Origin of the sequence: Rheinheimera riviphila (assembly GCF_004005945.1) — a bacterium.
GTDB classification, from domain to species: domain Bacteria; phylum Pseudomonadota; class Gammaproteobacteria; order Enterobacterales; family Alteromonadaceae; genus Pararheinheimera; species Pararheinheimera riviphila.
In genome coordinates, this window is the sequence record NZ_SACS01000004.1 from 248220 (window position 1) to 271473 (window position 23254).

Annotated in this window: 18 protein-coding genes and 1 tRNA gene; 11 read left to right on the top strand and 8 right to left on the bottom strand. The window is 49.5% G+C overall.

From position 1 onward, the window contains the following. Position 1: 1 nt before the first annotated feature. Together minD and minC are read right to left on the bottom strand one after the other, a co-directional pair. Positions 2 to 811: a septum site-determining protein MinD gene (gene minD, locus EOE67_RS06250; RefSeq protein WP_127698176.1), complete on the bottom strand. Its 810-nt coding sequence runs from the start codon at positions 809 to 811 to the stop codon at positions 2 to 4. A 12-nt stretch (positions 812 to 823) separates the two neighbouring features. Further along, entirely contained in the window at positions 824 to 1477 is a 654-nt protein-coding gene (gene minC / locus EOE67_RS06255; protein ID WP_420849761.1) for a septum site-determining protein MinC, read from the bottom strand. Between the two features lie 244 nt (positions 1478 to 1721). Between minC and EOE67_RS06260 the strand changes: the two genes are divergently transcribed. From EOE67_RS06260 to EOE67_RS06280, 5 genes are all read left to right on the top strand, one after another. After that, positions 1722 to 1997 (top strand): YcgL domain-containing protein, encoded by a 276-nt coding sequence (locus EOE67_RS06260; protein ID WP_127698178.1) that lies wholly within the window; start codon positions 1722 to 1724, stop codon positions 1995 to 1997. Between the two features lie 43 nt (positions 1998 to 2040). Beyond that, a complete protein-coding gene (locus EOE67_RS06265; RefSeq protein ID WP_240652730.1) occupies positions 2041 to 3186 on the top strand; it encodes a lytic murein transglycosylase in 1146 nt (381 codons plus the stop codon). Between the two features lie 12 nt (positions 3187 to 3198). Next, a complete protein-coding gene (locus EOE67_RS06270) occupies positions 3199 to 3921 on the top strand; it encodes a fumarylacetoacetate hydrolase family protein (protein WP_127698179.1) in 723 nt (240 codons plus the stop codon). A 72-nt stretch (positions 3922 to 3993) separates the two neighbouring features. Further along, complete coding sequence (locus EOE67_RS06275) at positions 3994 to 4494, top strand: YcgN family cysteine cluster protein (RefSeq protein ID WP_068064102.1); 501 nt, start codon at positions 3994 to 3996, stop codon at positions 4492 to 4494. Between the two features lie 37 nt (positions 4495 to 4531). Further along, entirely contained in the window at positions 4532 to 5176 is a 645-nt protein-coding gene (locus tag EOE67_RS06280; protein ID WP_127698180.1) for a mechanosensitive ion channel domain-containing protein, read from the top strand. Positions 5177 to 5248: 72 nt separating this feature from the next. Here EOE67_RS06280 and creD read toward each other — a convergent pair whose 3' ends face one another. The 4 genes from creD to cysZ all read right to left on the bottom strand — a co-directional run bounded on the left by creD (position 5249) and on the right by cysZ (position 9749). After that, the gene (creD, locus tag EOE67_RS06285) at positions 5249 to 6601 is read right to left on the bottom strand and encodes a cell envelope integrity protein CreD (RefSeq protein ID WP_127698181.1); all 1353 of its coding nucleotides are present in this window, start codon (positions 6599 to 6601) and stop codon (positions 5249 to 5251) included. 87 nt (positions 6602 to 6688) lie between these two features. Beyond that, positions 6689 to 8200, bottom strand: a complete 1512-nt coding sequence (gene creC / locus EOE67_RS06290) for a two-component system sensor histidine kinase CreC (RefSeq protein ID WP_240652731.1) — start codon at positions 8198 to 8200, stop codon at positions 6689 to 6691. Continuing rightward, positions 8193 to 8933, bottom strand: coding sequence for a two-component system response regulator CreB (gene creB / locus EOE67_RS06295; RefSeq protein WP_127698182.1), 741 nt, complete (start codon positions 8931 to 8933; stop codon positions 8193 to 8195). Before creB ends, creC begins: the two co-directional genes overlap by 8 nt. Positions 8934 to 9035: 102 nt before the next feature. Further along, positions 9036 to 9749, bottom strand: coding sequence for a sulfate transporter CysZ (gene cysZ / locus EOE67_RS06300; RefSeq protein WP_127698183.1), 714 nt, complete (start codon positions 9747 to 9749; stop codon positions 9036 to 9038). Positions 9750 to 9911: 162 nt separating this feature from the next. Between cysZ and smc the strand changes: the two genes are divergently transcribed. From smc to EOE67_RS06325, 5 genes are all read left to right on the top strand, one after another. After that, positions 9912 to 13343, top strand: a complete 3432-nt coding sequence (smc, locus tag EOE67_RS06305; RefSeq protein WP_127698184.1) for a chromosome segregation protein SMC — start codon at positions 9912 to 9914, stop codon at positions 13341 to 13343. A 22-nt stretch (positions 13344 to 13365) separates the two neighbouring features. Then, positions 13366 to 14196 carry a cell division protein ZipA gene (gene zipA / locus EOE67_RS06310; RefSeq protein ID WP_127698185.1) on the top strand — a complete coding sequence of 277 codons (831 nt, stop codon included), beginning with the start codon at positions 13366 to 13368 and terminating at the stop codon, positions 14194 to 14196. A gap of 473 nt (positions 14197 to 14669) precedes the next feature. After that, the gene (locus EOE67_RS06315) at positions 14670 to 17642 is read left to right on the top strand and encodes a TonB-dependent receptor (protein ID WP_164852237.1); all 2973 of its coding nucleotides are present in this window, start codon (positions 14670 to 14672) and stop codon (positions 17640 to 17642) included. A 204-nt stretch (positions 17643 to 17846) separates the two neighbouring features. After that, a complete protein-coding gene (gene ligA / locus EOE67_RS06320; RefSeq protein WP_127698187.1) occupies positions 17847 to 19868 on the top strand; it encodes an NAD-dependent DNA ligase LigA in 2022 nt (673 codons plus the stop codon). 21 nt (positions 19869 to 19889) lie between these two features. Next, positions 19890 to 20402 (top strand): DUF2919 family protein, encoded by a 513-nt coding sequence (locus tag EOE67_RS06325; protein WP_127698188.1) that lies wholly within the window; start codon positions 19890 to 19892, stop codon positions 20400 to 20402. Between the two features lie 48 nt (positions 20403 to 20450). Here the strand turns inward: EOE67_RS06325 and EOE67_RS06330 are convergent, their stop codons facing one another. Beyond that, complete coding sequence (locus tag EOE67_RS06330; protein WP_240652732.1) at positions 20451 to 22046, bottom strand: response regulator; 1596 nt, start codon at positions 22044 to 22046, stop codon at positions 20451 to 20453. Positions 22047 to 22257: 211 nt separating this feature from the next. Between EOE67_RS06330 and EOE67_RS06335 the strand changes: the two genes are divergently transcribed. Next, the gene (locus EOE67_RS06335) at positions 22258 to 22977 is read left to right on the top strand and encodes a hypothetical protein (RefSeq protein WP_240652733.1); all 720 of its coding nucleotides are present in this window, start codon (positions 22258 to 22260) and stop codon (positions 22975 to 22977) included. 195 nt (positions 22978 to 23172) lie between these two features. Here the strand turns inward: EOE67_RS06335 and EOE67_RS06340 are convergent. After that, positions 23173 to 23248 (bottom strand) — tRNA-Val (locus EOE67_RS06340). Between the last annotated feature and the right edge of the window lie 6 nt (positions 23249 to 23254).

Genomic DNA, 23254 nt, shown 5'->3' on the forward strand with positions numbered 1-23254 from the left:
GTTAGCCTCCGAAAATCCGTTTGAATAAACCTTTTTTCTCCACATTGAGGAAGCGGAAAGGTACATCTTCGCCGATTAAGCGGGCAACAGTATCCAGGTAAGCCTGACCGGCATCACTTTCGGTATCCAGAATAACTGGCTGACCCGAGTTCGATGCATTCAGCACCGCTTGTGATTCCGGGATCACGCCCAGTAATTTGATTGCCAGAATATCGTTGACGTCTTCGACGCTGAGCATTTCGCCTTTGATCACACGTTCTGGATTGTAGCGGGTTAACAACAAATGTTCTTTGATGCCCGGTAAACCTTGCTCAGCACGGCGTGATTTGCTCGACAACATCCCTAAAATACGGTCAGAGTCACGCACTGACGATACTTCCGGGTTGGTGACAACAATAGCTTCGTCAGCGAAATACAGCGCCATCATCGCGCCAGATTCGATACCGGCTGGTGAATCACAGATAATAAAATCAAATTCATCCGACAGCTCGTTTAAGACCCGTTCGACGCCTTCTTTGTATAAAGCGTCTTTGTCGCGGGTTTGCGACGCTGGCAGGATATATAAGTTGTCCAGGCGTTTGTCGCGGATCAGTGCTTGTTTTAAATTTGCTTCATTGTTGATCACATTGACAAAGTCATAGACGACACGGCGCTCACAACCCATGATCAGGTCAAGATTCCGCAGGCCGATATCAAAATCGACGATAACAGTTTTGTGGCCTTTTAATGCCAGGCCAGTGCCGATGGCAGCACTGGAGGTGGTTTTACCCACACCACCTTTGCCTGAAGTCACAACTATGATTTTTGCCATAGCACACAATCCTTAGAATAATTCTGCTAATACTAATTGACCGTCCTGCAAGCTAATACAGGCTGATTTGCCCCAAAACTCGCCTTGCAGGCTCTCGCTTAACCAATAGTTACCTGCAATCGAGATTAACTCGGCTTGCATATTGTAACAATAGATCTTTTTACTGCTGTCTCCGCCCGCGCCGGCAATCGCCTTTCCGCGCAAAGAACCGTAGATATGGATGTTGCCATCAGCGATGACTTCCGCACCGGCGCCGACTGTGCCTTTGATAATTAAATCAGCACCTTTGACGTAAATTTGTTGGCCAGAGCGGATATTTTGTTCAATGAATTTGTTTTCGACTGCGGCCTGCACCACGGGTGCTGGTGGCGGTGGCGCAACCGGTGCCGGAGCTGCTACAGCTTTGGCTGGGGCATCAACGGTTTTACCGTTGTTTTTGCTCAGTTGCAATGCAGCTAAACCGGCTTGTTGCGCGGCTTTTTTCAGGTCGCTGTTGGCGCCACAGACGCCGACCAACACCAGCTGCAGCTCAGTGAAGAGTTGCTTAATAGCATGAAAATCAGGGGCATATTTTGCATTTTCAACGTTGATCACTACCGGTGCCTGATGGAAAAATCCAGGTGCCTGCGCCAACTTTTGCTGTAACTGCGCTTGCAGCGCCGCCACACTAAAATCCTGACAATATAAAACTGATAAAGGAAATAAACTTCCTTTTAACTCAAATGAGTGATCCGACATAGCAACCGTGCGTGCAAAATGAATGAAAAGGTTAGGGTTCTTATCAGGGCCTGCCGGTGGCAACAGGCTAAATTCAGCTGTTACACGTCCGAAGCGACGGTTCGCAAGATAAGCGCTTCATGGTATAGTCAACGCCTGTGTTAGGCAAGTTACCCAGAGTAGATTTTGTCCCATGTTAACTGTGATTTATAAAAGCCCCCGCAAAGATCAGACTTATCTGTATGTTCTCAAACGTGATGATTTCAGCGCTGTGCCTAAGGCTTTATTAGAAACTTTTGGTAAACCAAAGCTTGTAAGTCTACTGGATTTAGCCAAACGCGATAAATTAGCCGGTGCTGATATCGAAAAAGTGCAGCAAGCGCTGACGGCACAAGGTTTTTATCTGCAGATGCCACCGCAGCCAGAAGACTGGTTGGCTGAGCATAAAGAATGGCTGGGCGATCACTAAATTTCATAGCGCAACAATATAGCGCAACAATAAGGATTTGGTTTTGTTTCGTATTCTTTTAGTAAGTTCAATGGCATTGACCTTGGCGGCCTGTAGCAGCAATGCCGCTGATAGTCCGGTTTCTCCTGCAAAAACTGCTGTATCAGCTGCCGGTTCTGCTGCCACTCACACAAAGCCGATTCCGGGCAAAGCTGCAGCGTCCGCTAAAACCGTTACGGCGATGAGCACGGACCAAGTCAAAGACGAAGCGGGTTTTAAATTGTACGCCGCAAAGCTACAACAAGAAGCAGCGCAACGTGGTTATCCAAAACCATTGCTTGATCAAGTCTTTGCCAGTTTAAGTTTTCATCCACGTGCTGTGGTTGCCGACAAAGGCCAACCGGAATTTGTCGAAACCCTGGATACTTATTTACCAAAACGGGTGAGTAAACAACGCATCGACATGGCGCGGCAGATGTATCAGCAGCATCGGGCTGAACTTGCCAGAGTCGAAAAAAAATACGGTGTACCGGCGCGGTTTATCGTGTCGTTGTGGGGGCTGGAAAGTGCATTTGGCCGGATCACCGGTAATTTCTCGGTTCCTTCGGCATTAGCGACCATGGCCTACGATGGCCGGCGTGAAGATTTTTTCAAAACTGAGTTTTTCCTGGCGCTGGATATTCTCTCTGAAGGTCATATTGAACTTGCCCAGATGAAAGGTTCCTGGGCTGGCGCTATGGGGCATACCCAGTTTATGCCAAGTTCCTTTATGAAATACGCGCAGGACGGCGATGGCGATGGTCATAAAGATATCTGGACCAACAGATCCGATGCTTTTGCCTCGATTGCCAACTATCTGAAAATTGAAGGCTGGCAGCCGGGACTGACCTGGGGTCGGCAGGTGCAACTACCCAAGAATTTTGACTACAGCCTGGTGATCCCAACGGGCAGTAAAGATCGGGCGCAGTGGCTGCAATGGTGGCAAAAATCTGAACGTTCATTGGCGGCCTGGCAGAAACTTGGTGTACGTACAGCTGACGGTAAAACCTTACCCAAGCGTGCGGTCAACGCTGCGCTGGTGATGCCGGACAATAAAGACGGCCGGGCTTATCTGGCCTATCACAACTATCAAACGCTGATGCACTGGAACCGCTCGTATTATTTTGTCAGCAGCGTCGGTTATCTGGCTGATTTAATTGATAACGGTTAATGAGAAATGTCGATGAATCAAGCATCTGATCACGCATCAGCAAGCGATAAAACGGTGGCGATAGCTGAATATCAACACCGCGATTGGCAGGGACAGGCGATTGCGCTGCCCGTCGGTAAAGTGGTGTGTATTGGTCAGAATTATCAAGACCATATTCAGGAAATGAATAGCAAAACAGCGCCGCAAGCGTTGTTTTTTATCAAGCCAGCGACTGCACTGCGGCCGCTGGCGCCAGCCTTTGTGATCCCAGGCGAACATGGCGCTGTGCATAATGAAACCGAAATTGCGGTGTTGATTCAGCAGCCATTATCCAAAGCAACGCAAGCAGAAGTGCAAGCAGCCATTTGGGGTTATTCACTGGCGCTGGATTTAACGCTGCGTGATGTACAGGCGGAGCTGAAAAAACTCGGCCGCCCCTGGGAAATCGCCAAAGGTTTTGATGGGGCTTGCCCAACGGCCGGTTTTGTTCCGGCGGCTTTGGTGGCAGAGCCGCAACAGCTGCAGTTCAGTTTACAGGTGAATAATGAGGTACGCCAGCAAGGTGATGCCCGATTAATGATCCGCAGTATTTCGCAAATGCTGGTGGAAATGAGCCAGTGGTTCACGCTGCAGCCTGGCGATATTGTGCTGACGGGAACGCCAGCTGGTGTTGGCCCGTTGCAGCATCAAGACCAGTTACAATTAACGTTAAGCCCGTGGTTGGATGTTTTGACCACTGTGCATCAGACTGTTTAAACAAATTGAACCTGCTGTCAGTAACTTAAGGACAGCAAATAAGTGATCACAAATTAAGTGACAGGACCCAGCATGACCGAATCCGTAAATTTTTGGGAAACCAAAAGCCTGCAAGAAATGACTACCGAAGAATGGGAATCGGTCTGTGACGGCTGCGCCAAGTGCTGTCTGAATAAATTTATTGACGAAGAAGATGAAAATCTGGAAGGACCGACCGACTACATTCTGCCGGAAGAAACAGTGTATTTTACCAATATTGCCTGTCAGTACCTGAACAGCAATAAATGCGAATGTACCTGTTACGACAACCGCACCGTGCTGGTACCGGACTGTGTCAAACTGACCAAAGAAAACTTAAAAGATATTTTCTTTATGCCGACCAGCTGCAGTTATCGCCGGTTGCAGGAAGGGCGCGGTTTACCATCCTGGCATCCGCTGTTAAACGGTGGTAAAAAAAGTCTGATGCACAAAAAGCAAATGTCGGTACGTAATAAAACCATTTCTGAAGCCGCTGTGCATCTGCATGATTTTGAAGATCATATTGTCAGCTGGCCATTAAACGACCTGGACTAATTCTGGCCTCATTCTGGGCTAATTCTGGACTATACCGATGTTAAAAGAACTCAATGATCTGAACTGGGTCACTCAGCTCAAAGCAGTGGCCGAACATTTCAGTCCGACCATTGCGCAGCTGGTGATCAGCCTGATTGTGATGGCCTTTTATGCGTTGCTCAGCCGCCGCATTGCGCCATTTATTTACCGAACTATCGCCGCGACCATGCTCAAAGAAGAAATGAACCGCCGCGCTATGGTGGTGTTTCATATTCTACTGTTCCTGTTACTGGTGGTGGTGCTCAGTATCATCTGGGGCGTTGATATCAAAGGCTTGCTGGTCCTCGCATCGTCGATGATTGCAGTGGTCGGGGTAGCGTTGTTTGCCGCCTGGAGTCTGCTGAGCAACATCACGGCGTTTTTTATCCTGCTGGGTCAACGCAGTTTTGCGCAGGGCGTGTCGGTGCGGGTGATAGATGGCAGTAACCATGTCGAAGGCGTGATAGTGGAAGTGAATTTATTCAGTACCGTGCTGCGTACCAGCGAAGGCGAACTGGTGGTCTATCCAAACAACCTGATTGTGTCACGGCCCGTGGTGGTGAAACAAACAGCGGTTGTCGAGGCTGTGCCAACTGCAGTAACTCCCGCCGAAAAACGACAACATCGTCGCGAAATGTTACTAAAAACAGCCCATCGCAAATAATGTGAATACTGGGGGTCAGAGTCAATTGTTAACAGAAATCTGTTAACAATTGACTCTGACCCCGTATGTTAATTATTCAGTTTTAGTGTCTTGTTGTAATTGATACCAGTTCAGGTGTCTGGTGCTGAGCATTATTGCAGCAAGAACCAGAAACATCAGTAAGCTACCGGCCAGCAGTGCTAAATCTTCCGCCCGTAAAATCATCAGTAACAACGCATATAAACAGCTTAAGCCAACACTACAGGCCAAAGCTTTTGAGATACTTTTCAGCACTGATGCGGTATAGCCACCAATTAAACTAACGCAGCAAAATGTTGCTATGCCATAAGCCATGGCGAACCCGACCACTTCTGATAACGACAACAACAGCAGGTAAAACATCGCTAATGCCAGACCAATAAACAGGTATTGCATCGGGTGAATTTGCAGCTTGCTCAGAAGCTCAAACAGATAAAACACCGCAAACGAAATCACCAGCACCATCAGCGCATATTTCACCGCACGGTTTGCTTGTAGATAGTGATCAACAGGCTCCACCAGACTGACCTGAAAACTATGCTCGGCCAAAGCGTCACAGTCGTCGTTTTGCACACATTTTTGCAATTGTGGTTGCACGTTGTTGGCAAACAAAGTGCTTTGCCAGTTGGCGCTAAAACCTTCGGCAGTGATGTTGCGTTGTTGCGGCAAAAAACGACCGAAGAAACCAGGATGTGGCCAATCGGCAGTTAAATCCCAACTGCTGTGGTCAGCCGTTGGCAACAAACTAAGCTGATCAGTGCCGGTTAGGCCAAGCGTGACTTCAAGTTGCAGCTGTTGTGGTGGCACTGACAGCAGACTAGCGATATCGACTTTGGCATGAACTCCGGATAGTGCTGTGACGCCGGTGCCCGGTAAAATCTGCAGCTCTTGTTGATTGAGTTTAAATTGCGGCATCCCGATCAACCCCCGCACATCACTCAGTGCCAATACCAAATGCGCCGATTTTAGTTTCACCGCGCCCGGAGCTGCCATTGGAGCCACTTCAGGTGCGACTTCAAAGCCCAAATTCTTTTCCAGTACAAACTGCAGCGACATCCTGTTTTGGGTGTGATAAAGCCGGGTTTGATAAATGCCACGGCTGCGTATTTCGCTTTGCAGTTGACTGTCGGCCTTCAGCGTTTTTGGCAGGATCAGATATTGGCGGTTGACCGTTTTGAGGATCGGCTGACCATTGTTGAGATCCTGTTGATATTGTTCGGTGTCCAGCACCAGAAAAGGACCGATGACTTGCTGCGCCCGACTAGAACTGTTGGCAATATCCTGATGCACTTGCAGGCTCATCCGGTGACGCTCGCCAACCAATTCATTAATCATGGCCAGTGGGATTGATAACAATAGTAATAATAAAGCGATAGTGATGGGTTTGAGTTTGAGCAGGTTGAACATAGTGTACTCCTTGTGATGTTGCAGCAAGTCTGACGCAAGCACATGGAGAGCAAATGGAGAGGAGGTGGAGACTGTGTGGAGTTTTGGTTATTGTAGCTGCAGCGGCAACCGCACCGTGACTAAAACGCCGGAGAGCTGACCCCGCTTTACGTTTTCAAGCTGCAATTCGCCCTGATGCAACTTGACGACTTCGGCGACAAAATTCAGACCAAGGCCGGTACTTTTTTGCTGTTTGCCGGGGCGGGGCAGTGAATAAAATCGTTCGGTCAGTCGCGGCAGGGCATAGTTGGGGATCGCCGGGCCCTGGTTGAACAGTGTCAACACGGCCTGTTGTTCAATGAGCTGCACATCTAATGTCACCGTGGCACCTTTATCTGCAAAATCCAGTGCATTGTCCAGTAGATGGCCGATGCTCTGTTGCAATAACAAGGCGTCGCCTTCGATGGTGGTCGCGGTTAAATCAAGCTGTAGTTGCCATTGTTGCTGATCAATCCGGCCCTGGCGTTGCTGCACGGCCTGCTGACAAAGCGCAGCCAGATCCAGAGGCTTTGTTTCAAGTAAATGCTGACGTTGCTCCAGCTCCGATAGTTGCAACAACTGTTCAATCAGTTGATGTAGCCGTTCAGTTTGCTGCTGAATATTGCGGGCAAAGCGCTGCCTGTCCACATCTGGCAAAGGTTGTTGCAATAATTCACTGGCGGCCTGAATCGCGGTTAGCGGACTTTTCAGCTCGTGGGTCAGGGTTTGCACATAACGCTCGGCGTAAGCGCGGCCGGCCAGCGTCTGCCGCATTTTGTCCAGTGCCTGCGCCAAATTCGCGAATTCAAAAAACATCCGGAATTTCGGCGGGCCAACACGCTCACCGGCACTTAGCTGATTGGCGTATGTTTCCAATCGGTTCAGACCTTGCTGTAAGCGCCAAGCCAGCAAAGCGCCAACTGCTAATCCCAGCAACATCAGCAGCAAACCACGCTGGGTTAGATAAGCCTGAGTCCGGTCTATAAATGGCTGCATGCTGTGATTGGGTTTGGCGATCGTCAGCACACCGATAATCTGATCCTGGTGTCTGACCGCAGCAGCCACATGCATCACGGTGCTGTTCTCATCATTGGGATCGGTTCTGCTGGAGCGGGCGCCATATTGGCCTTTCAGTGTCAAATACACGTCATTCCAGCGCGAATAGTCTTTTCCGAGATCCTGATTGGCCGAGTCGTAAATGATGATACCGGCGGCATCTGTGATGTAGATCCGATGGGGAATAGAGGCTTTTTCGACACCCCAAATCAGCGCTTGCGTGCGGTGTTTGCCATAACTAGCCAGCACTTGTTGTAGTTGCGGTGGTAACGGTTGCTGGGCTGTTTGCCCGGCACTTTGGGGGTTATGTTCTGCCAGGTGCGGCGCCACCAGCTGCGCTAATAACTGCGCCGTATCAAACAACACTTCTTCGCTACTTTGCCGCACGCCGGGCTTAATTTCTTTGACCACCAAATCGAGCATAAAATAGCCCGACATACCGACAAATACAAAATACAGAGCAAACACCCGCAGTGCAAAAGGCAGCTGAAACCAACGCCATAATGGAGGTCGTTGTTCAGTCATCTTGTGTGCCAATTTGAGTGGCAATTTGAGTGCCAAGCGGGTCAAAGCTGTAGCCAAAACCCCGTTGCGTCAGAATGTAGCTTTTGGCCGATATTTTGCGCATTTTGGCGCGTAGGCTTTTGATATGGCTATCAATATTGCGATCATAACCAGCGTCGCTTGCCACACCGCAGCTTTGGAGCAGTTGTTCGCGGCTCAACACCTGAGCCGGATGCTGCAACAAATAACTGAGTAACCGATATTCCAGTGCGGTGAGTGGTAAAGATTGTTGGAGCAACTGGATTTGCACTTGCGCTGGCAACAGCCTGAAGTCGCCACGGTGTTCCTGCTGTTGCTCCGCATTGGTGGCGGCTTCCGCCCTAAATGACTGCTGTCGCTGACTGCGTTTGAGGATCGTTTTCACCCTAGCCACCAGCTCGCGTGGGCTAAAAGGTTTGACCACATAATCGTCAGCGCCAATTTCCAGCCCGACCACCCGGTCAATCTCACTGCTGCGGGCGGTTAAAAAAATCACCGGCACCTCACTGCTGTGACGAATTTGCTTACAAAGTTCAAAGCCATTGCCGTCCGGCAGCCCGACATCCAGGATTAATAAATCATGCTCTGCAAAAGCGGCCAACGCCTGTTGCACTAATTGCACCCAATGCACCTGAAAACCTTCCGCTTGCAAGCTGTAAATAAGCGGATCAGCGATGGCGGCTTCGTCTTCTAATAGCAGGATTTTTGTGGTCAAAACAGCTCCTGAACAATGGGGGGCGTGTGGCGTCTGCAATACTTCGCATACTGCCGTTGCTCATTCTAAAATACGCATTTAAAGGTAAGGCTAAACAACAACTTACTTTGGATAGTGGCTACCACGATACTTATCAACCCACATCGCAGTGCCGCCACAAACCGCAATTGGCATCACCAGTAAATTCAGAAACGGCACCATACTAGCAATAGCGACCGTCATGCCAAAGCCATAACTGCCGCTGACGTCTGAGCGTAATTGCTGGCGCATTTTATCAAACGGCACTTTGTGATTGTCGTAAGCATAATCGCAATATTGTATGGCCATCATCCAACTGGTAAACAAAAACCACATCAGTTGGCCAATCAGCGGAATAAAGAAAAACGCCAGTAAAAACACCAGTGCCCGCGGGAAACAATAGACAAATTTGGTCCATTCGCGGCCGAGCATGCGGGGCACATCTTTGACAAAACCGCTAAAACCTTGCTCCGGTAGAGCCTCGCCACTTAAATGCAGTTCGACTTTTTCACTGAGCAAAGCATTAAAAGGCGCGGCGATAAAATTCGCCACCATGGTAAAGGTAAATGCCAGCGTCAGCACACTGCTCAGCACCAACATCGGCCACAAGATATAGGATAAAAACGACAACCACTCCGGCACAAAACCGATTAAAAACTCAACCCAGCCGCCGACTTGCTGCAGTAAGTAAAAAAATGCCACCGCAAACAACACTAAATTAATCGACAACGGCACCAATACATAACGGCGCAAGCCTTTGGCACTTAATAACGACAACCCCTGGAAAAAATATTTCATATGGCCTCCGACGACTGAAACAGAATACAGAACTAGCGCTTTTGTACGCTCGTTCGGCCTAGCTTAGAAGCCAAAGCCCTGATCGGCAATAGTTTTACCGTGACACCCCAAGGTCATTTTGTTACATTCTGTAAGGGAACCAAGGGTGAATTCAACCAACGCATGCGTCTAAAACAGATCAAACTCGCCGGTTTTAAATCATTTGTCGACCCGACCCAGGTGCCATTTCCAGCGGCAATGACCTGTGTGGTTGGTCCTAATGGTTGTGGCAAATCTAATGTGATTGATGCAGTGCGTTGGGTGCTGGGCGAAAGCTCGGCTAAAAACCTGCGTGGCGATGCGATGACCGATGTCATTTTTAATGGCTCCACCCAGCGCAAACCAGTGTCGCAAGCTTCCGTTGAACTGGTATTTGAAAACACTCAGGGCAAATTGCAGGGCAGTCTGGCCGATCGCAGTGAAATTTCGTTAAAACGGCTGGTCACCCGAGATGCGCAATCGCATTATTTCCTCAATGGCACCAAGTGTCGCCGTCGTGATATCACCGACATCTTTTTAGGTACCGGCTTAGGTCCGCGCAGTTATGCCATTATCGAACAAGGCATGATTTCCAGACTAATTGAATCCAGGCCGCAGGAACTTCGGGTGTTCCTGGAAGAAGCGGCCGGTATTTCCAAATATAAAGAACGCCGCCGTGAAACCGAAACCCGGATTAAACATACCCGCGACAATCTCGACCGGTTGGCCGATGTGCGGGAAGAACTGGGTAAAAACCTCGATAAACTAAAACGTCAGGCGGCCGTGGCGGAGCGTTACAAAGAACTCAAAGCCAGTGAGCGTCGTTACAAAGCCGAACTGACGTGTTTAAAGTGGCTGTTTTATCAGGAACATCTGCAACAAGCCGAGCAGATGCTGGCGGCATTGGAAGTCGATTTCGAACGTTTTCAGGCACAAGGCAGCGGTGATTTTCGGGTGCTGACCGAATTTAAACAGCAGCTGGAAGCCGCGCGCGAAGCGGTGGCCGTCAGTCAGCAAAAATTCTATCAGCTGGGCGCCGACATCAGCGCGCTGGAGCAGCAGTTATTGCATCAACGCCAGCGCAAACAAGGCTTGCTGGATGATGAACGCAATTTAACCCTGAGCCTGCAACACGGCCTGGATCAGATGGTGCAAGAACAAGCGCAGCTGGAAGAATTGCAGCAACAACTTTTGAAGCAGCAACCCGATGCCGAAATTTGCGCGCAACAGGCTGAAGAACTAAGTGAATTAATATTTCAGTCTGAGCAGCGCCTGGTTGACCAGCAAGCTGTGCAGCAGCGCCTGCAACAGCAGCTGTTTGATTTACAGCAACAACAACGCCAATTACAGCTGCAGAGCCAGAATCAACAACAGCAAAGTCAGCAGCTGATGTTGCGCGAGCAGCAGTTGACGCTGCAACAGCAGGAATTGGCTGCGACCGATTATCAGCAAAAATTACAAGCAGCTTCGCAGTTGCAGCAACAACTACAGCAAGAACTTAGTTTGCAACAAGCGGCTTTCACGCAAGTAACCTCCGACTTTGAAAACACGCAACAACAGCTGCAAACGCAGCAGCTGGAGTTGTCGACCGTCGAACTGTCGCGCCAACATCTGCAAAAGCAACAACAAAGCCTGCAACAACAAGTGCAGCAATTACTCGCCCAAAAGCTGTTATTGCCGGATTTAACTATCGCGGCCGGTTGGTCGGTGGCTGTGGCAGTGGCGTTAGCAAAACTGAATTTCAGTGCGGTATTACAAGATCATCAGCCGGAAGCTTTAGGCAATTATTTGTTTTTAAAAGATTTCCCAAAAGCCATCCCATCAACAAGCCTGGCCGCGAAAATCAGCAGTGGTGTGATGCCGGCGTATTTCGCCAGTATCTACTGCGCCGAAGATGATGCCAGTGCGCTGCAACTGCTGGCTGAACTTCGACTGACAGCCGCGGGCTCTGGCACGTCGGTGATCTGCAAAAACGGCAATTGGTATGGTCTGAATTGGCGATTGGTCGCAGGCTCCCACGAGCAGGACAATCCACAGGCTTTAACCGAACGGGAACAACAGCTTGGGTTGGAACTCGCTGATTTAGAACACGAAAAATCAGCACTGCAGCAAAATATCGAAGCGCTGACCAGCAGCCGTCAGCAGCAACAATTACAGTTGCAGCAGCTACAATCCTCGTTGCAACAACTACAGCAGCAAACCCATCAGGCGCAAACCAACGCGCAATTATTGGCGCAGCAACAGCAGCAAGTGACGGCGCGGTTAACTCAGATTGCCGAAGAGTTGGCGCAAGTGCAGCAACAGCTGACGCAGGCAGAGCAGAATATAGAGTTGTGGCAGCTGCAACTGGCGGAAGTCGACGAGCAGTTGTTGCAACAGCAGGATAAACACAGCGCGCAGCAACAACTGCAGCTGCAATTACAGCAGCAACTGCAGCAGTATCGGCAACAGCAGCAACAGCTGAGTCAGCAGCAACAACAATTTGCGCTGAGTCAGGTTAGTATCGAGCGGCAGATTGAAGCGGCGCGCTTACATTTACAGCGCACCAAGCAGCAACATCAGCAGTTGGCGGAGCGGTTGCAATTATTAACAGCGCAGCTGGAATTGCTGGATGAACCGGATGGGGCAGGGCAAGAGCAGCTACAAATTCTGCTGCTGCAACGGGATGACATTGCCGAGCAAAAGCTGCAACAACAAAATCTGCAAAGCAGTTTAGAGCAACAAGTGCGTGATTTAGAGCAAGGTCAGCATGGCTTACAGCAGCAATTACAAAGCAAACAAAAACAAATTGAAAGTGCAAGGCTGGAAGCTGAAGGTTACCGGGTACGGGCCAATAATATGCTGGAGCTGTTGTCCGAGCAGAAAGTGAATTTCAGCGAATTGCAGGCTACCTTGCCGAGTGATGCCACGGAATCAGTGTGGCAACAACAGTTGGATAAAGCCAGCGATGCGCTGAACCGGTTAGGCCCAATCAACCTGGCCGCGATTGAAGAATATGCACAGCAAGACGAGCGGAAAAAATACCTCGATTTGCAACATGATGATTTGATTGCGGCTTTGGATACCCTGGAAACCGCCATCCGTAAAATTGATCGCGAAACACGGCAAAAATTTAAAGAAACCTTTGACCAAGTCAACTCTGGCTTACAAACTTTGTTTCCAAAAGTGTTTGGTGGTGGCAGTGCTTACCTTGAGTTAACAGATGAAGATTTATTGGAAACAGGTGTGAGTATAATGGCCCGACCACCTGGTAAAAAAAACAGTACTATTCATTTATTATCCGGTGGAGAAAAAGCGTTAACAGCTTTATCATTGGTGTTCTCAATTTTCCGATTAAATCCAGCACCTTTTTGTATGCTGGATGAGGTCGACGCCCCCCTGGACGACGCTAACGTTGGGCGCTTTTGCAATTTAGTCCGGGAAATGTCAGAAACGGTGCAATTTATTTATATCAGTCACAATAAAATTGCGATGGAAATGGCTACACAGTTGATGGGGGTGACGATGCAGGAACCCGGCGTATCGCGTGTAGTGGCAGTAGATGTGGAAGATGCCGTGAAAATGGCTCAAGCCTGACAGAACAAAAAGGTAAAAAATGATGGCTGAAGAATTTCGTTACGCGTTAATTATCGCTGGTGTGCTGAGTATGGTGGCACTGGTGATCCACGGGCTCTGGTCTGCCCGCAAGAATTCCCATGAGACAAAAAGTCGCTTTTTCCAGGATGAAAGTTCCGGCGCCGCTACGGGTGAAGGTTTTGACGAGTTTGGCGTTGGCAAAATCCGCAAACTAGGGCCGGGTGAAAAACCGCAGCCGAAACCTGAAGTGGTCAAAGCGCCGCGCGCCAGTAAGTTACGGGAACCGGCGAAAAAAATTCGTCGTGATGATGTAGACCCCCAATTTTCTGCCAATAACGATCGTGAAGAGCCTTCGATGTCGTTTAGTGCCGACGATGATTACGAAGCCGAACCAGCACCATCTGCCGCAGCAGCAGAGCCGTTGGCGAATGAAGTGCTGATTTTATATGTGCTGATGCCGGAAGGCACTGACATTAACGGCGCCATGCTGTTACCCAGCTTACTGACGTTGGGCTTTAAATACGGTGAGATGAATATTTTCCACCGTCATCAGGACAGCGCAGGCTCGGGTGAAGTGTTATTCAGCCTGGCCAATATGTTTAACCCTGGCACCTTTGATCTGGAAGAAATGGACAAGCTGCAAACCCGCGGTCTAAGTTTGTTTATGACGTTGCCGGGACCTGGTGAAGCATTGCAGAATTTTAATCTGATGCACAATGCCGCGAAAAAGCTGGCCGAAGAATTTGGTGGTCAGGTATTGGATGGCCAGCGCAGTATGCTGACCGTACAAACGGTACGGCACTATGTCGAACGTATTCGTGAGTTTCAGCGCCAACAATTGTTACGCCAGTAACATTCAGCATGCAACTGCGCGGCATTGATTGCGCGCAGAATTCAAGCCAAAATCGCTGCCAATCCTTTAAAGTAAGCACTTTCATAAAACCCGGCTAGTCCGGGTTTTTGTATTTTTACGCGTAAAACTTTTGGTTAAAATTCATCAATATTTATGTTAGATAGTAACATTCGTTCCTTGTGCCCCCTCTAAAATCAACCAAACTGACAAAAGTTTCGCCATCTTTTGCAAGAAATCTGCGCAATCACAAAAATAAAGTTGTTTTTTTCAGAAATTCTATGTTAGAAAGTAACAAGCGAGGATGAGGTTATTGGGGAGTTAACCAAAGTTTCGCCGACCACTGCAGGATGAACAATCAGCGGGCCAAGATCCCGCGGTAAAATCGAACTATAACAAGAGCGAGTATCACTATGTCCGGAACACAATTTCGTTGTAAACCTCTCAGTTTTGCCGTCCGGTGCGCGGTTATCGGCATGGTGCCGTTTTTTGCCATAGCACAAGATGACAGCGCTGTCAAAGTTGCTGACGACAAAGAGATTGAAAAGATTGAAGTTATTGGTATGCGTGGCAGCGTGATCACGTCGCAGGAACTAAAACGTCAGGCTAATACTGTCAAAGATGTGATTAGTGCCGACGATATCGGCGCTTTACCTGATAAAAGCGTCACCGAAGCGTTGATGCGGGTCCCGGGTGTGACCATTGAGCGTTTTGCGTCGTCTGAAGATCCAAACCACTTTGCCGCCGAAGGTACCGGTGTGGTGGTGCGCGGTCTGGACCGGGTACGCAGCGAAATTAACGGCCGTGACGCATTCAGCGCCAGCACCGGCGGTGGTTTAAGTTATGAAGATATCCCAGGCGAATTACTGGGCCAGGTTGAGGTTGTCAAAAACCAAACCGCCGATTTAATTGCCGGTGGTGTCGCAGGAACTGTGAATCTGGTGACGCGTAAACCATTCGACAGCGAAGGTTTTTTTGGTACCGCTTCACTTAAAGGTAGTTATGGCGATCACCGCGAAGAATGGACGCCGATTGGCTCTGTGGTAGTCAGTAACCGCTGGGAAAGCACTGTTGGGGAATTTGGCGCGTTAATCGCCGCTTCGTCCTCGGATTATAAAGACCGTGGGGACGGTGTTGCTTTAGGCAACTATTACGAACGTAGCGCCACTGCCCGCGAAATGCCGCAATTTGGTAACTTTGGTACTGAGTTACCGAACTACAAAGGCCAAACCAAATATGTGCCGGCCGATGCCTCCATCCGCAGTGCTGATTCAGAGCGGGAGCGTCGTGGTCTGGCAAGTTCGCTGCAATTTCGAAATACCGATAAAACCCTGGAAGTTGTTGCTGAATACATCCGCTCCAAAGCAGGCTTGTCCTGGGATGAGCGCGTGATCCAACAAGGCGAACAAGGCTTTAATGTCAGCCCGAATCAGGTGCAGGTATCGAACGCAACGTTTGACAGTAACAATTTTATGACAGCAGGCACGCTGCTGATGAACAACCGCTCACTGGCTCAGACCCGTTGGCGCCAGACTGATCAAGTGGTTGAAGATAGTAGTTTGCGCCTGACTTACAGTCCGATTGAGAAATTAAAACTTGAATTTGATTATCAGCATATTGAGTCCGCCTACGATGTGGTGGATTACACCATCAATAACAGTTTTGAAAACAATGATTTGACCTTTGACATCAATGGCAGCAAGCCAAAGGTTGATTTCCTTGGCAAGAATTTGACATCACCATTGGCACCGGCGCCATTTAGCGAAATGTATCTTAATTCCGCGATGGACAAAGAAGACGATACCGACGCCGAAGCCGATTCTTTTGCCTTTGATGGCACCTATCAATTGGATCACAAGTGGCTGACGTCGTTCCAGTTTGGTGCTTATGCGTCAACCAAAGAACAAATCAAACGTGATTCGATCTGGAACTGGGGTGAAATGGCCAACGGTACCTGGCAAGCTTATGCCGACGGTGGTCAGCGTACCGCGCATACCGGTACCGCTGCTGTGCCGGGGCATCCTGAGCTGTATGAGGCATACACCTTTAACGCCAATAATTTCCACGGTGGCGGGGTGTTAGGCCGCAATCAAAGTATTTTGTTTGCCAGAATCGCTGATATCCGCAACTGGCAGGATTATCATACCAACAACAAAAAAGCTGGTTTTGCCACCTTTACGCAGTTGCGCGACCGTAGTTGTGTGACGCTGGCTGGTAAATGTGAACTGGATGGCGCTTATTTACCGTCGGAAATCTCCAGCAGTAAAGAAGAGCGTCGTGAGTTGTACACGCAGTTGAATTATGAAAACAACGACTTAACCTATCCAATCCGCGGTAACCTTGGTCTGCGTTACGTCAGCTGGCAGGTTGAATCCAGTGGTGCTACACAATTCCCGAATCCAATACCATCGTGGGATGCCGGTACCCAGGCCATGTACACCGCCGCGCAACTGGCTTATCAAAATGCGCTGAATACCGAAATTATTCATGTTGAAGGCGACAAGTACACCAAAGTGCTGCCAAGTTTTAACATCAGCATGGAGCTGGCGGACGACCACATTACCCGGTTCGCCATTTCGCAGAATATTTTCCTGCCAAACTTTGAGAATTTCCGTTATTTCCGGACTATTTCTGAATCGCACACTTCACCAAGAGGGCCAAATGGTGAAGCATTGCCATTCGCCAACATTGGTTTTGATGGCGTCAGCGGTAACCCGAAAAATATCGCGCCAGAAGAAGCGCTGAGTATTGATTTAACCTATGAATGGTACATCAGTCGCAGTAACTCACTGACGGCCAGCCTGTTCCGCAAAGAGCTGAAAAACCTGATCCGGCAGCGTTTGTACACTGAAAATGTGACCAATGATCTGGCGAAAGTCACGATGCCGGTCAATTTCCAAACCGATACCAACGAAGGATCTGGGACTTTGCAGGGTTTTGAAATTGCTTATACCCAGTTCTTTGACCAGCTGCCTGGTTTATGGTCTGGCCTGGGTATTCAGACCAACTACACCTTTATTGATCAGAGCAATGTCGATGATAAAGTTGGCTTTGGTGCCGGCTCCGGTGGTGCGGGTGGTCGTAACCGTTTCCGCGCCTTTAACAATCTGCCATTACCAGGCTTCTCGGAAGATACGTTGAACCTGACGGCGATGTACGAGAAAAACGATATTTCAGCGCGACTGGCCTGGAACTGGCGCTCTGATTATCTGTTAACCCGTCGTGATGCCGATTTATTTGCACCTGTTGTGGCTGAACCAACAGGTCAATTAGATATGTCGGTCGGTTACCATCTGACGCCAAGTATTAAAATTGGCTTGGAAGCAACCAATCTGCTGGATGAGATCATCAAAACCAAGCTGATTTACAACCAGGCGGGTGCCACAACCTTGCGCAACCAGTTTAAAACTGACCGCCGGTTAGGGGTTTATGTCAGCGCCAAGTTCTAAACTTCGCTGTAAAAACCTAACTTCACTATCGTTCTGAAAGCACTCGCCAGCCGCTGCATCAGCTGCTGGCGAGTTTCTTTTTTCAGCACAACCATTGCTCACTCTCTGTGCATCAGCGACTGAATTCTCGTTCAACCCTTGCAACAAGGCCGCCGAATCCTCATCTTATAAAACAGTTTTCCAGTAGCTTCGAGTTTTGTGCCGATGTCTGACGTTCAAACCCAAATCGACACGCTGCGCCAGCAGCTAAATTTTCATAATAATCAGTACTATGTACAGGACTCACCCAGTATTCCTGATGCTGATTACGACCAGCTGTTTCAACAATTACAACAGCTGGAACAGCAACACCCAGAGCTGATTACCGCCGACTCGCCAACCCAAAGGGTAGGGGCTAAGCCGCTTGAAAAATTTGGCCAGGTGACGCATCAAATTCCAATGTTGTCACTCGATAACGCCTTTGAAGATGCCGATTTTAGTGCTTTTTGTCAGCGGATGGCCGACCGGCTGGATCAACAAACCGAATTTTCCTTTTGTGCAGAGCCAAAGCTGGATGGTTTAGCGGTCAGTATCCGGTATGAACAAGGGTTGCTGACCCAAGCCGCGACCCGTGGCGATGGTTTCACCGGCGAAGATATCACCAGTAATATCAAGACCATTCGCTGTATTCCACTGAAATTACAGGGTGATTTTCCGCCAGTGCTCGAAGTGCGCGGCGAAGTGTTTATGCCACTGGCTGGTTTTGAAAAAATGAACGATGAGGCAAGAACGCGCGGTGACAAAGTGTTTGCCAACCCGCGAAATGCCGCTGCCGGCAGTTTACGTCAGCTGGACCCAAAAATGACGGCCAGTCGCCCGCTGAGCTTTTACGCCTATGCCGTCGGTGCGGTGGAAGATCCAGCCGCACTACTCAATAGCAGCAGCCATTATCAGCGCTTACAACAGCTTAAAAGCTGGGGTGTCCCGGTGTGTCCGGAAATTCAGCTCTGTCAGGGCGAAGCAGCAGCGCTGTTGTATCACAAAGCCATTTTGGCCAAACGTGCCGCGCTGCCTTATGAAATTGATGGGGTGGTACTCAAAGTTGATGCATTGGCGCAGCAATTGGCGCTTGGTTTTGTGTCACGCGCGCCGCGCTGGGCCACTGCTTTTAAATTTCCGGCACAGGAAAAAACCACCCGCTTGCTGGATGTCGATTTTCAGGTGGGTCGCACCGGCTCTATTACGCCGGTCGCCAGGCTGGAACCGGTGTTGGTTGGTGGTGTAACTGTTTCGAACGCCACGCTACATAATCAAGATGAAATCAACCGCTTAGGCATTGAAATTGGTGATACGGTGATAGTACGCCGGGCCGGTGACGTGATCCCGCAAATTGTCGCCGTGGTGCTGGAGCAACGCGGCGAAACCCGGCCCATTGTGTTTCCGGCAAGCTGCCCGGTCTGTCAATCCGATGTCGAAAGAATAGAAGGCGAGGCCGTTACCCGATGCACCGGTGGGCTTTATTGCGCAGCGCAGCGTAAAGAGGCGCTGAAGCATTTTGTTGCACGTAAAGCGCTGGATATTGAAGGCCTTGGCGATAAGCTCATCGAGCAGTTGGTCGATGAGCAACTGGTGAAAACGCCGGCCGATATTTTTAAACTGGATATGCCGGCGTTGGTCGGACTGGAGCGGATGGGCGAAAAGTCGGCGCTGAAATTACTGCAAGCCATTACTGGCGCCAAGCAAACCACCTTGCAGCGTTTTATTTATGCGCTCGGCATTCGTGATGTCGGCGAAGCGACAGCCTTAAATTTGGCGCAGCATTTTCGCAGTTTGCCTGAGCTCCAACAAGCCAATCTGGAACAATTGCTGGCAGTGCCAGACGTTGGTACCGTGGTCGCCGGGCGCTTATTGCACTTTTTCCAGGATGAACATCATCAACAAGTGGTAGCGGCTTTGGTCGAAGTTGGTCTGCAGTGGCCGGACATCGAAGCCAAGGCGCAAACCGCGCAGCCGCTGGCCGGACAAACGGTAGTGCTGACCGGTACGCTAACCGCGATGGGGCGGGACGAAGCCAAAGAGAAACTACAGCAACTGGGCGCAAAAGTGGCGGGCTCGGTGTCGGCAAAAACGCACGCAGTGATTGCTGGTGATAATGCCGGCTCAAAACTCGCCAAAGCGGAGGAGTTGGCTGTCGCAGTGTGGACTGAACAGCAGATGCTGGATTTGTTTGCCGAGCATGGCCTGTGACATGCACAGCCGGAGCTTGATATGAGCGATAAACCCAAAGTCTATGCGGATTTGCCGCTGTTGGATCAAGATGGCCTGCACCGGGTACCGCTGCGGCTTTATCTGCTGCTGTTGGTGTTGCTGCGTCCTTATATCTGCTGGATTGCGACTTTAACCTTGCCCTCAGATCAGCGCACGATGCTGAGTTATATTTACCCGCATAGCAGCGACTTTGTCCGTGCTTGCCTGATTGCAATACCGGTGTTGCTGATTTTAGCGGCGCTGACACAACGGGTGCCTTACGACAAAAAATTAAAACGCGGCCGCGCGAAACGGTTTTGGTTTGGGATCTGGCGGCAAAGCCGTTGGGTATTGTTGCCGGTATGCACAGTCGATTTATACTGGACGGTCAGTCACTTACCACCTTATGTTTCGGTGAATGCACCCTGGTTATTGCTGGCGCCGCTGGTGTTAGTGTTGGGATTGTGTTGGTTAGTCCGAAGCCGGCGTCTGCCACTGGTTTTTGCCGAATGGCCGGAAGATAAAGCCGCGTAACTTGGTTATTTCTAATCGGCAGCCGGATCTGAAAGCAACTAAAAGCAACTACAACGGCGCCAGATGTTTTTGTTTGAGCTGTTCGAAACGGCGGCTTTGCTCCGGGTTTAATTTGCCTTTTTCAATGGTATTTAAACAAGATTGGATCAGCGCCTGCCGTTCTTTCGGGGCGCTGTTTTGTGGGGACATCAACACACTTTGCAGTAAGTTCAACGCGATACCGGCGTTTTTAGGCAGCAGCCGAAAGGCGTGGGCAAAAGCAGCTTGCGCTGCCTGCCAATTACCATGTTGAAAATGCATAACTGCAATGTTGTTCAGTTCGCGGGGTGCCGTGGCAAGTTCGGCGCGTTCGCTGCGTTCTTGCTGCAGGTAACTTTTCAAATAAGGATCGGTTTGTTGCTGCTGACAGTACACACTGATCCGGTCGAACCAGGATTTTGACAGCTGGGTTAAACCCACTTCGTGCAGCGCTTTGGCTTTATCCAGCGCATCTTCGATATTGTCGATATGCACATCCTGGTTATCCAGCTCTTCCAGCATTTTTTGCGCTTTATCTTTATGATCTTTCAGGTATTGCAGCCTGGCCTGGATCACTAGCTGTTGTTGCTTTACATCCACGTCCGGAAACTGGCTGCGCAAATTGGTCAGACATTCGGTCGCTTGTTTACTCAGACGGTTGGTTTCACCATCTTCATCAACACTGACCGCAAAATCGATACAGGCACGCGCCAGATTCAGATACAGATCCGGTTGTTCATACATCGAAAAACGGGCGAATTTCAGCATGTCGCGGGCAGTTTTATACTGGCGTTCGTAATCATGATTCAGCCGCGATAACTGTAATAACTTCTGCTGGCGATATAAATTTCGTGGCGCTAACTGGGCGGCTTGTTCCAGATGTTGTTGCGCTGCTTCAAACTCATCTGCGGCAAACTCTTGTTCGGCCAGCTGCTCCAGCACAAACAACTTACTTTCACCACGCATTTCCAACTGTTGCATTTGTGTATTGGCGAGTTCAGTTTCACCATTGCCGCGCAGCGCTTTCACCAGGCCAATGCGTGCCCAGCCGAAGGGTTGCACCGCCAGCACCGACTGAAAAAACTGCCGTGCTTTGGCAAAATCAGCCAATTCCAGCAACAAGTCACCTTTAAACCGCAGCAGCACCGGTACCAGTTTTGGGGCTTGCCCTTGTGCCAGCATATGGTCGAGTTGCTGTAGCGCGCGGTCGGGACGGCCATGTTCCAGCCATTGATAAATCGGGCGTAACTCAAGTTTACGTTTTAACACCCGTTCAATCCGGCTTTGCAAATCACGCATGGTATAGGGTTTGGCAAGAAATTCATCAGGTTGCAGCTCGAGCACGCTATAAACCAACGACGGATCGGTTTCAGCGCTGATAAAAATAAAGCCGGTACTGAGTTTTTGCAGACGGCGCACTTTCAGCTCTTCATACAGCTGGTAGCCGTCTTTGCCTTGCTGCAAATTAAAGGAACAAATAATTAAATCAAACTGCCTTTCTTTGCACATCGCCAGCGCCGTTTGCGCTTTATCGGTGAATTGCACCTGGCTGTAGCCAAGTTTTTCCAGGGTATATCGAAGGTAGTTTTGTGCCAGCGCCTGTTCGTCAATGATCAGGATTGTCATTTCGCGGCTGAGCGTCTGATCCATTGGTTTGCAAGCACATGGCAACAGTAGGTGTTCCTACTATAGCAGGCAGCAACTGCAGTTGAAACAGCAGCTTGTTAGCCAATTTTGTGCCATGTGGATTTTTACACTCTGGATACAGAAGGTTACATTGTGACGGTCTGGGGTTGGGTAGGCTGGCAACAACTTTCAACAACCAGGAATTTCTAACATGAACCACCACAACATCCGCCGGATGGGCGCTATCGGCCTTTGTTCATTGCTCAGTGCCATGGTACTGCAAGGCTGTAACGTCGATATTATCGACCCGGATAAACCCGTGATCCTTGAATACGACTTTGCGCAAGGCCAACAAAACTGGCAAGCCGGCTTTGCTGATTACAATGCGGCGCAAGCCGACATTTTTGAACTGGACTCCGGTGTAAAAACTTTGCCAACCGGATTCACCGGCACTGGTTATAAGGTTTCCGGACATAATCGCAGTGACGATTTATTTATGTTCTTAAAGCGCCGGGTCACTGGTTTATCACCTTCGACCCGTTATCAGGCACGGCTTAAAGTGAGCTTTTTATCGCCGGCCGGTACCGATTGTTTTGGGATTGGCGGTGCGCCGGGTGAATCGGTGTATCTGCACTTTGGCTTTGCCGATATTGAACCAAAGCAGGTTGGATATCCGCTGAATGTCGCCAAAGGCAATCAATCGCAGGACGGTGCTAATTCCAAGGTGCAGGGCAATATAGCGGTGAAAGATTTGCCTTGTGATGGCAGCAAATATCAAACTAAAACATTAACCTCAGCCACCAGCAACAGCTTGCAGTTCACCACCCAAAGTGATGGTTCCATCTGGTTATTTACCGGCACTGATTCTGGATTTGAAGGCAAAACCACGCTGTATTACCAGAAAATTGAGCTCGAATTAAAGCCGTTGTAATCGCGATAAAAAGTGAATGCTGGCAGGCTCTGGTGGAATAGCCGGAGCTGTTGGCTTTGTTGATGCTTCAGTCATGCAATGCTGGAGTGTTAGTTAACCACCACAATAGGCTGAGTAAGCACCGAAGTAAGTGATAAGTCTGGTGATACGTCGGTCAGGAGCATTGCTGTGTATTGCGGTAAACGAAGAGGAATTTGGTGGATGGTACTGGGCTCGAACCAGTGACCCTCGCCTTGTAAGGGCGATGCTCTCCCAGCTGAGCTAACCATCCTGGGGT

Coding starts and splice junctions, on each gene's coding strand:
- minD (WP_127698176.1), bottom strand. CDS start 811: ATGGCAAAAATCATAGTTGTGACTTCAGGCAAAGGTGGTGTGGGTAAA.
- EOE67_RS06260 (WP_127698178.1), top strand. CDS start 1,722: ATGTTAACTGTGATTTATAAAAGCCCCCGCAAAGATCAGACTTATCTG.
- EOE67_RS06270 (WP_127698179.1), top strand. CDS start 3,199: ATGAATCAAGCATCTGATCACGCATCAGCAAGCGATAAAACGGTGGCG.
- EOE67_RS06275 (WP_068064102.1), top strand. CDS start 3,994: ATGACCGAATCCGTAAATTTTTGGGAAACCAAAAGCCTGCAAGAAATG.
- EOE67_RS06280 (WP_127698180.1), top strand. CDS start 4,532: ATGTTAAAAGAACTCAATGATCTGAACTGGGTCACTCAGCTCAAAGCA.
- creD (WP_127698181.1), bottom strand. CDS start 6,601: ATGTTCAACCTGCTCAAACTCAAACCCATCACTATCGCTTTATTATTA.
- creC (WP_240652731.1), bottom strand. CDS start 8,200: ATGACTGAACAACGACCTCCATTATGGCGTTGGTTTCAGCTGCCTTTT.
- cysZ (WP_127698183.1), bottom strand. CDS start 9,749: ATGAAATATTTTTTCCAGGGGTTGTCGTTATTAAGTGCCAAAGGCTTG.
- smc (WP_127698184.1), top strand. CDS start 9,912: ATGCGTCTAAAACAGATCAAACTCGCCGGTTTTAAATCATTTGTCGAC.
- zipA (WP_127698185.1), top strand. CDS start 13,366: ATGGCTGAAGAATTTCGTTACGCGTTAATTATCGCTGGTGTGCTGAGT.
- EOE67_RS06315 (WP_164852237.1), top strand. CDS start 14,670: ATGGTGCCGTTTTTTGCCATAGCACAAGATGACAGCGCTGTCAAAGTT.
- ligA (WP_127698187.1), top strand. CDS start 17,847: ATGTCTGACGTTCAAACCCAAATCGACACGCTGCGCCAGCAGCTAAAT.
- EOE67_RS06325 (WP_127698188.1), top strand. CDS start 19,890: ATGAGCGATAAACCCAAAGTCTATGCGGATTTGCCGCTGTTGGATCAA.
- EOE67_RS06330 (WP_240652732.1), bottom strand. CDS start 22,046: ATGACAATCCTGATCATTGACGAACAGGCGCTGGCACAAAACTACCTT.
- EOE67_RS06335 (WP_240652733.1), top strand. CDS start 22,258: ATGAACCACCACAACATCCGCCGGATGGGCGCTATCGGCCTTTGTTCA.